This window comes from Parabacteroides sp. CAG:2, assembly GCF_000436315.1.
Taxonomy (GTDB): Bacteria; Bacteroidota; Bacteroidia; order Bacteroidales; family Tannerellaceae; genus Parabacteroides; species Parabacteroides distasonis.
Genome location: NZ_FR885260.1, coordinates 1 through 9,263, shown reverse-complemented (window position 1 = coordinate 9,263; position 9,263 = coordinate 1). Strand labels below are relative to the sequence as shown.

Annotated in this window: 5 protein-coding genes and 2 pseudogenes; 1 reads left to right on the top strand and 6 read right to left on the bottom strand. The window is 44.0% G+C overall.

Features of this window, described 5'->3' with window-relative positions; translation table 11 throughout:
• The 6 genes and pseudogenes from QVP94_RS01880 to QVP94_RS01855 form a co-directional block, all read right to left on the bottom strand.
• Positions 1-172 (bottom strand): annotated as a pseudogene (locus QVP94_RS01880) (twin-arginine translocation signal domain-containing protein); the annotation flags it as partial.
• A 72-nt stretch (positions 173-244) separates the two neighbouring features.
• Positions 245-1,813 (bottom strand): RagB/SusD family nutrient uptake outer membrane protein, encoded by a 1,569-nt coding sequence (locus QVP94_RS01875; RefSeq protein WP_005860631.1) that lies wholly within the window; start codon positions 1,811-1,813, stop codon positions 245-247.
• Between the two features lie 19 nt (positions 1,814-1,832).
• Positions 1,833-4,976 (bottom strand): SusC/RagA family TonB-linked outer membrane protein, encoded by a 3,144-nt coding sequence (locus QVP94_RS01870; RefSeq protein WP_288213146.1) that lies wholly within the window; start codon positions 4,974-4,976, stop codon positions 1,833-1,835.
• Between the two features lie 261 nt (positions 4,977-5,237).
• Positions 5,238-6,212, bottom strand: a complete 975-nt coding sequence (locus QVP94_RS01865) for a FecR family protein (protein WP_022191830.1) — start codon at positions 6,210-6,212, stop codon at positions 5,238-5,240.
• 70 nt (positions 6,213-6,282) lie between these two features.
• Positions 6,283-6,753: an N-acetylmuramoyl-L-alanine amidase gene (locus QVP94_RS01860; RefSeq protein WP_008778853.1), complete on the bottom strand. Its 471-nt coding sequence runs from the start codon at positions 6,751-6,753 to the stop codon at positions 6,283-6,285.
• Positions 6,750-7,184: an HU family DNA-binding protein gene (locus tag QVP94_RS01855; RefSeq protein WP_005863956.1), complete on the bottom strand. Its 435-nt coding sequence runs from the start codon at positions 7,182-7,184 to the stop codon at positions 6,750-6,752. Before QVP94_RS01855 ends, QVP94_RS01860 begins: the two co-directional genes overlap by 4 nt.
• A 184-nt stretch (positions 7,185-7,368) precedes the next feature.
• Here QVP94_RS01855 and QVP94_RS01850 point away from each other — a divergent pair.
• Positions 7,369-8,216: pseudogene (locus QVP94_RS01850) on the top strand (AAA family ATPase).
• Positions 8,217-9,263: the final 1,047 nt, after the last annotated feature.

The following is a 9,263-nucleotide window of genomic DNA, read 5'->3' as shown; positions in this document are numbered from 1 at the left end:
CCCCCCAGCCTATTTTCGCGATATAAAGCTTATCGCTGGGAGCTACGTGTCCTAATCCCGCTACGGTAAAACTGGGCAGGATCGTAAGGGCGGCAGCACCTGTGGCTGCCATCCCAAGGAATTCCCTTCTCGAGATTCCAGTCGGACAGGATTGTTTATTTACCTCTTTCATAAATTTGTTCATATTATGATTAATAATTGAATTGGGGTCTAAAGAATTGATATTAAAAACAGACTGATATGATTAGAATGCCGGATATCCCGGGTTCTGAACCAAATTATTATTCTTCTGCCAAGCCTTGAACGGGATCGGGAAGATCTTACGATATTCCGGAGTCTGTTTCGGCTTCATATATCTCGGTTTCAGATAAGTCCCGAAGCGGATCATATCTTGGCGGCGGACAAATTCGAATGCCAACTCATAACCACGCTCGTTATAGATATCGTCCAATGTCACGCTCGTGTAATTATGATCGGAATTGCCGTAAGCCCTTTCCCGGATAGCGTTTACCAGACGAGTAGCTTCACCGAGATCCCCGCCCATACGAACCAAGGCTTCCGCTTTCATCAGGTATACATCGGCCAGACGGAAGATAGCGATATCGTTCTCCATATTGGTATTTTGCATGCCTTTCTCATATACCCACTTATTGATACGTGCGCCGTCTTCTTGGTGAACCTCGCCCCACGGGGTTAAGTTACCATCCGCATCGGTTTTCTCAGTTCCCGGTACCACATTTAAGTCGATCGTATGGATCAAGTCATGTCCTAGGGTCGTTTTCAAAATCTCTCCCGTGCTAGGGTCGATCATCGGGCCAATCAAGAACGAACCTTCGTAACGAGGATCTTCCGTATCAAATGTGCGGACAAAATCCGGCTGGGCGTTGATACCATTCCACATACCGCCGGTGAAACCTAATACATCGGGATCCAGATAATGCAATGTCCAAAGATGAATGGAGTTACCCCAAGCATCAGATGCCTTGTAGCAGATCGGGAAAATAATCTCTCGTGATACCTCGTTATGAACCTCGAAATTGGTTTTCCAATTCGGCTCGATGATATATTCGAGTTTCATGATCTCGTCGCACTGCTCCACTACACCTTTCCAGTTCGGCTCGCCGATCCATTCCTCGGCGTTGAGGTACATCTTTGCCAATACCATACGGGCAGCCCCTTGCGTGAACTTACCGTAGCTGGCGTCTGATACATCGGAGCGCAGGTTCGGGATGATCTCGGTTAATTCCTTCACCACGTATTTATACAGATCCGCACGGCTCGTGATGGAGGGCAAGGAGGTATCCTCAAAATCTGTCACTAATGGAGCGTTACCGAAAATATCTACGATTACATAATACCAGAAAGCGCGTAATCCTCTTAGCTCAGACAAGTATTGAAGCTTAAGTTCATCGCTCATCGCCTCGCTTTTCTCTATAATATTATATACGGAATTAACTGTGGTTAAACCTTCCGTACAATATGTCCAGCAATTCTCTACGGAGTAAGAGTTCGGTTTCCAACTGTGCATACATTGTTCCATGTATTGTCCGCCGTCCCACCAGTCGCCACCTACACGTGTCGGTGCTATCAAGATATCGGCTGTCATATCGGCCGCTCCCCAAGGACCGTCATAAGCCAGCATGTTCTTTAGGGATTGGTATGCCGGAGCCATGATCGCATTAATCTGCTTTTCTGTTGTCCCGAATTCGTCGGTAGGAAGCTTGTCGTATACGTTCTCGTCCAAATCCATGCAAGAGACAAGTGCTACCGGAGCGAGTACGGCACATATTATATTTTTGAATAATCTTTTCATGATCGTTACTGTTTGTGTATTAGAAATTCAAGTTTAATCCAACAGAGAATGTGCGTGCCTTCGGATAAAATTCACGAGGTTCTACACCCGGGGTCAAACCGTCTCCTGAATCCATAGGAACTTCGGGATCAAGACCTTTATATTTCGTGATAACGAATAGGTTTTGCGCCGTGAAATAAACACGGATACCATTCAATGCTTTGATCTTATAACCTAAAGTCAAGTTGTCGAGACGCATAAAAGAACCTTTCTCTAAGTAATAGTTGGAGAATCTTGGAGTTTCGCTTAACGTATAGGTCAATGGATCATCCAATGCGTTTGTTCCCGGCAAGAATCCGGATTGAGCGTATGCCATGCGGGTCGCGTTCAATATATCATTACCGATCGTTCCACGCAAGAAGAATGACAAATCAAAATTCTTGTAGCGGAAAGTATTGGTGATACCATATGTCAGTTTCGGTTGAGCGGATCCGATGTAGTCATAATCCGCCGGATCGGAAATCTCGCCGTCACCGTCTTTATCTACCATGATATATCTGCCGTTCTCATCGATACCGTTGCAAACCAAGCCATAGAATTGTCCGATAGGGCATCCCTCTTCCAATACGTGTGTACCGCTGGAGCTTCCACCCCGGATGAATACGTCACCTAATAAAATCTTATCCATTGTAAATACGTCGTTGGATAGACGAGTCACTTCATTCTCATTATGAGCCAAGTTTAAGGAGATGTTCCAATCGAAATCCTTCGTGCGGATAGCGTCTGCGTTCAAACTCAACTCGATACCCGTATTACGCATATCGCCCACGTTAGCCATGATCTCGCTATATAGGTAAGGAGGGGTTGGCACCGGATAGGTATAAAGCATGTCAGAGGTCTTTTTGTTATACCATTCGATACGACCACCTAGGCGGCTATCCAATACGGAGAAATCAAGTCCGATGTTCAACATCGCTGTCTGTTCCCATTTTAAGTCTGGGTTTGCGTTTTGGCTGATTTTATAAGAAGGTAGCCAAGAACCGGTATCATAATATACACCATCTGTGCCGTAAAGCTCGAGGGTTTTGTAGGGGTCCAATCCTGTTTGATTACCAGTGATACCATAACCGACACTTAACTTTAAGTCGTTAAGCCAGTTTACTTTTTCCATGAATGACTCTTGGGTGATATTCCAACCCACGGAAACGGAAGGGAAGGTACCCCATTTGTTATTCGTTCCAAATTTAGAAGAACCATCCCGGCGTACGGTAGCTGTCAACATATATTTCTCATTGAAGCTATAATTGGCTCTTGCGTATAAAGAGATCAGGCGACTTTGCCATTTTTGAGACTCTGCGTCTCCCGGATTCAGATTTTGTCCCGCGGCTAAATTGTTAGCACCTAATAAATCAGTGACGAAACCACGGGTCTGTACGTGAGTCTCCTCATAATTCTCTTCTTCCCAAGAGTAACCGATCAAGGCATTGATCTTATGCTTATTGAACTCAGCTGAATAATTGGCGGTCCATTCCATCAAGTCTTTATCACGTAGTCTGGACCAACGTTCGGCCTTACCGCCATCGTTGTAACCGGCTTGAGACTCGATACTGTTGTATTTGCTCTCATCTTCCGTATTCCGGCTTTTAGCTAAAAGAACTTTAGCCTCTAAGCCATCGATAATCGTATAACCGACATCAGCGGTTCCATAGAAATTATTGATGCGGTTCTTATGTGTATTCTCTTTCTGGTTACGTACCGGGTTTCCTTGGTCGTATTCACGTGTGTCGAACCAAGATCCATCCTCTAGCTTAACCGGGCGAACGGGAATCATATTGTAGGCAAGTAAGAAATTGGTCGCATTGGTCGGCGCGTTATCTGTAACGGTAGCCACGCCGGTGATGCTTACTTTCAAACGATCCTCCAGAGCACGTTGGGAGAATTGGAAACGGGCGTTGTAACGGTTCATGGAGTTATCGCATGCGATACCTTCACGTTGCATATAAGAAAGGGAACCTCTATAGTTATGGTGTGAACCACCTCCTGATAAAGACACGGCATGATCCTGTTGGAAACCGATTCTCGTGATCTCGTCGAACCAATCCGTGTTCGCTCCCATGTCAAAATCCTTACCGTCCTTACCCGGGGTAGAGGAAGTATAGCTACGCCATTGGTCCGCTGTTAGCAGATTCGGCTTGTTAGCCAAGGTAGATACACCGAACGCTCCATTATAAGCGATGGTCGGTTTGCTGGCGTAACCTTTCTTAGTCGTGATAAGGATAACACCACCCGCTGAACGGGAACCGTAGATAGCGGCTGAAGAGGCATCTTTCAAGATAGAGATAGATTCGATGTCCTGCGGATTAACCGTAGACATGTCCATGCCCGGCACGTTATCGATAACGATTAACGGGCCTTGGTCGTTTTGCAAAGTGGATAGACCTCTTAATTGAATCGTCGAGTTGCCCGTTACGTCGCCGGAACCTGTATTGATCGTTAAACCGGCCACCTTACCTTGCAACAAATCCGCTGCGTTACGAGTCAGACCTTGGTTGAAATCCTCAGCGGTCACGTTGGTGATAGAACCGGTAATCTCACGTTTCGTCTGCGTACCGTAACCCACTACGACTACCTCATCCAGTTTTTGAGTGTCCTCTTTCAAGTTTACATTGATCTCGTTTTTGCCGCCTACCGGTTGCAACTGTGTCATGTAACCGATATAAGAGAACTCGAGAGTTGCGTTTGAGGATACTTCCATAACGTATTTACCATCCAGATCTGTAATCGTGCCGTTGGTCGTGCCTTTCTCGACTACGTTAGCACCGATAATAGCGTTTCCTTCCGGGTCTTTAACGACACCGGTGATGCGTTTCTTAGTCTGTTGGGCAACAATGTTTTTATTAAATACATTGATATTTCGTCCTTCGATCGAATATTTCAAACTCGTGTTGCGTAGTGCTTGCGATAAGATATTTTCTATGGACTTATCAGTTGCGTTCACGCTCACTTTTACGTTCTTTACGTCAGAATCCACATAGAAAAATAAGAAATCGCTTTGTTTTTCTATAATAGCGAATAGATCGGTTAGCGGGGCTTGATCCGTCTTCACGGAAATCGTTACAGATTGTGAATAGGAATTAGTCGCTACCGCTTGGAACAGTGTCAAGAAAAGTAAAATAAAGGACATTTTTAGGACCGAGAGCATTTTTTTTAAGTCTTTGGACCTAAAAGACCTATAATACGAAACATTTTCCATATTTTTGTACTGATAAAAGGTTGATAATATGCGTCTGCCACAAAATTTGGTCGTGGAGTAGCAGAAGCAGGAATTAATTCTTTTTAATGGGGCCGGCTGTATTTTTGCAGCCGGTTTTGTTTTTTTGAAAGATAGGATCCGTGTTATCTCATAGGCATTGCTTGTTTTTTAAGATGTGTTGATATTTTTATTTTATTGAATATAGTAAGTTCCATCTCTTTGTGACCATTTGATCGGCAAACTACGAGAGATCACTTGTAAAATCTCCTTTAAAGATTGATCCTCACTGAATGTTCCGGATACAGTGACATTCGGGTCCAGCAATCTCTTGTTTTCTATATGGATCGGAATCTCGTATCTTTTCTCAAGCTCATTCAGCAAGGTACAAAGCGCTATTGATTTATACTTTAGCAAGCCGTCTTTCCATGCCAGATTTTCTTTTGCGTTGACGGATTGGATATCAATCTTGTTCGTTGAACGGATGAATGTAAGTTGCTGGTCGGGAGCGAGTAAGACTTGTTGTGTCGGGCTTTCGAAACGGATAGACCCTTCCAGCAGGACGGCCGTGATCTGATCCTTCCCTTTATCGGCTTTTACACTAAAGGTCGTACCTAATACCCGTATGGAGGCATTTCCCATATCGACGATGAAAGGTCTTTCCGGATTTTTCGCCACCTCGAAATAGGCTTCTCCTTCCAAATTAACCTTTCGCTGATCCGTACCGTATGCGTCAGAGTAGGTAAAGCAACTATTCCGGTTCAAAATGATCTTCGTACCATCATCTAGCGTAAAATGAGATTTATTTTTATCGGTTATATAGGTATAGAATTGCTGAACCTTAGCTTCCCGGGTATTTAAGTGTATTGTCGCGAAAAACAGAACAAGAAAGGCGATTGCCGCCGCAATGGGAGTAGCGATGAAACGGATCAGCCTCAATCTCTTTTGCCTGCTTTGATCGTCGATCTTCTTTCTCAAATTATCGAGGGACACATTAGGCATTAAGGAATGGCTGAACGAGACTTCCGCATCCCAATAACTCTTTAGCAACCGAAATTCTTTTTTGTTCTTTTCGTCTGCGTTCAGCCATTCGCTCAGCGAAAGAAAATCTTCCGAGGAGCTGTTGCCACTTAATATCCTTGTGATAATATGATCTATGCTATTCTCCATTTTAAGTTGTTTCTATACTAATAGTCGCAACCAAATTTGAAAACCCTTAGTGGGAGCATGGATTTTTTACTTATTTTTTTCGTAGCTCATACACGAGTTCTTTGTATTCGGAGATTGCGTTGAATGAGGGGCATTGTTTGATCCATTCATCCGGCGAGATCGTCCCGTCTCCGTTTAAGTCCTCCGAGAGATCCCGGTGCCCACAGACCCATGAGCCGGGAAAGCAGATTAAGAGATGCCGGATCAAACGTAACAACGAGGTCTTTTGAGCCTGTGTGCGGGTATCCCGTGACTGTCCGGTGATGTCCAGTCCACCCTCGTAGCAAATCCCGATGCTGTGTTTGTTGTGTCCTCTCGCATGAGCCGGAATTTGCTCTAGCGGGCGCAGGTTCACCACTTCTCCCGATTTACGGATGTAGAAGTTGTAACCGGCACGGAGGAATCCCCGTGCCTTGTGGTCACTCTCCAGTTGCTCCGGGCTATAATCCGTATTCTCACGGGTTGCCGAGCAATGAATCACGATCAGGTCAATTTTTCTCATATCTCGTCCGGGCTTTCGCTATCAGAACCTGCGCTCTTTTTCGTAACCTCCAGAGGCTCGAAATTCACCTCATTGCGGGTAGTCCGCAGGGCCGAGCCCGGGAAAAAGATAATACGTGCCCCCTTTATCTTGGTGGCGTCGAAGTCCTCGGGCGTATTCGTTCCTTCGGAGTTAATAGACATACGGAAGTTTCCAAATTCTCCCAATTGCACCACGTTGCCGGAGGAAAGTTCCAGATCCATCGCCCAGTTTAATGAATCGAGCACCGCTTTCACGTCCGCCGACGAAAGCGTGGAGCGAGAGCAAATCAGTTTACATAATTTGTTGAGGTCCGAAGTCCCCGATGTTTTAGCGATCGCGTAGTTCTTTACTGAGTCTTTCTCTGCGCCGTTCAATACCTTACGCTTTACTACTTTAAATTTCACTGCCATAATTTTGAATTTTAAAAGGTTAATTACTAATGACAATGCAAAGATAGACCCTCTGAAAAACGGGAATCGGCGAGTGTCGGTGAGTGTCGGGATATGTAAGTAGTAGTCGGTTTACTTGTTATTCTGGTTTTTTATTACGTAATTTGCGTTACGTGAATTGCGTAATGCAAATAAGATGCTGAATATGAATAATCCTTTTTTAATAGTTGGTTATCAAGGTCCAGAATATTTTTGTGATCGGGAGAAAGAGACAGAAGTGATTTTATCCGCTCTTCATAATGGGAGAAATATCACGTTGGTAAGCCGGATAACCTCTCGCAATCTACGCTGAAGGAGATTTTCGACTACTTGCGGCAGTCTGGAAGAGAATGTTATCTGGCTATTGACGAGTTCCAGCAAATCATGGAATATCCTGAGAAAGGGGTGGAAGGCCTATTGCGTTCTTATATTCAATTTTTGCCGAATGTTCATTTTATCTTTTCGGGGAGTAAAAAGCACTTGATGGAATATATATTCTTCTCAATCAAGCGCCCCTTCTATCAATCCACCCAGAAATTATTTTTAGACAAGATCAGCAAGGAGGTGTATTTTTCCTTTGCCCATTCTTTCTTCGAGAAGGAAGGGAAGGAGCTTCCGGAAGAAATATTTGATAAGGTGTACACATGGGTAGATGGGCATACTTGGTATGTGCAATATCTTTTGAACCGTCTCTTCGCTTTACCGGAAAAAACACTTTCTCCGGAGCTTCTTGATTCTCTCATGATGGAGATCTTACGGGAAGAAGAATATACCTACCAGACTTATTTCCAATTGTTGACATTTAATCAAATCCAGCTATTGAAAGCGATTGCCAAGGAAGGGATTGTCCGGGAGGTCAATGCTGCCGCCTTCATCAAAAAGTATGATTTGAAGGCGGTGAGTAGCGTGAATACTTCCTTAAGGATATTAATAGATAAGGAGTTTATATTGAGGCAACCGGATGGGTATATCGTGTATGATAGGTTCATGTCTATTTGGCTCAGCCGGATATGACAACGGATGAAAAATATTTAGTTGACACAGTTCGCTCGTACCACCAAAAATTATTCCATTAATATTATGATGGGATTATCTTCTTCTGCCAATTTCTGGAGATCTTCCCTATGCAATAGTTCGTTAAGTTTTGAATTAACAAATAAAAAGTAGGTCAAGTCCTCCCGATTCATTATATTAAGGGTTTCCACATCCTGAAAAAATGAATCTGAACGAACTTGACCAATATTTAGAGCTAATAAATAGTGTGCTGCTTAAATCAGCGGTAAAGCTAAACAAATGGCGTGAGAAGTTTATGCTTGAAGTCCTACTTTTATATTTGATTATCCCCGGGCGGATTAATTTCCTTCAACCGGGTCGTTATGGTCGCTTTGGTGAACAACGCTATCGGACTTTCATGCCTGCTTCCATCCGGAAGTGGTTCAAACACCGCCGATAAAAACACCGGAGCAAGTTACATACACATTAATAGACTGGTATCTACATGTGCCGTGTACACGCAAGGAAACACTTCAGCGACTGGCAAACTATGTGGTTGCGGATGCCTACTTCTCCAAATCCACCTTTGTGTATGGCGCATTTGAAATGGGATTTCATGTAATCAGCCGATTTAGAGATGACGCCTATTTCCGTTATCTCATCACGGAAGAGCCTACAGGTAAAAGAGGGCGGCCTAAATTATATGACGGGAAAATCGAGATGGAGCACTTGGAAGAGGACAGATTTGAAATCGTCAATTTGGAGAATGGGCAAGGACGTATTCTTTCAGCGGTAGTGCATTCACGTTCATTGAATAGGAATATACGGTTGTGCATTCACTTTTTGTTCTTTAAGTGCCCGGTTGTCAATAGCATCTCAATGGGATAGGGTTGGTATCTCAAAGGGATAGGTTTGTAAAGTCAATGGGATAGAGGTGTTGTCTCAATGGCTTTGCGGCCGTGTCCCATTGGCTTTTTTGTATCCCGTATCAGGGATGTTGCTGATAGGTTAGGGCTCAAAGGGCGCATCTTTATGTATGTTTCTAAAACTTTTTCTGTAAATAACGTT